Here is a 544-nt window from a genome sequence, read left to right on the forward strand (position 1 = left end):
ATGGGAGTCCAGGCGTGTTTTTGGAGTCGTAGACCATCTTTAGTTTGGAAAATCCACTTGTCCTTCCTTTCGTCCCCGTTGCTCAGTTTTGCCATTCCTGTTCGGTAGTATTTCCTGAGCGTTTTGTATTCGGCGTTTCCGCATCGTGACACTACCCACGCCCGCAGTTGTTGCCAGAGTATATTATCTAGCTTGCTGAAAATCTCCTTAGAGACTACCCCTGAGTAGTACCTTGCCCATCCAGTGATGATGGGGTTGAGGTGTTTTATCAGGGCAGCTTGAGGTGCTGTTTTGTGATTCCTAATCACCTCTTTTACCTTTTCAGTATGGGCTTTGATTGCTTCCTTGTCCGGTTTGATGTGGGTTTTGAACCCCAGTAGTCTATTGTGGGGTCCTCCACTTTTCCCTGATGTGTGCTTCCCTTTTGGGTATTGCCTGATATTGAACCCCAAAAAATCGAATCCGGGTGGAACTTTTTCTCCGTCCACTTCGATTTCTCTTAGTGTATGACAGATTCTTGTCTTTTCCGGCTTAAGTTGGAGTC

General features: G+C 46.3%; 1 protein-coding gene. It reads right to left on the reverse strand.

What is annotated here, in order from left to right:
* The coding region (locus tag AC0QHF_RS09275) for a group II intron maturase-specific domain-containing protein (protein ID WP_324703920.1) at positions 1-544 on the reverse strand (544 nt) is incomplete at both ends.

This window comes from Lyngbya sp. CCY1209 (assembly GCF_055795065.1).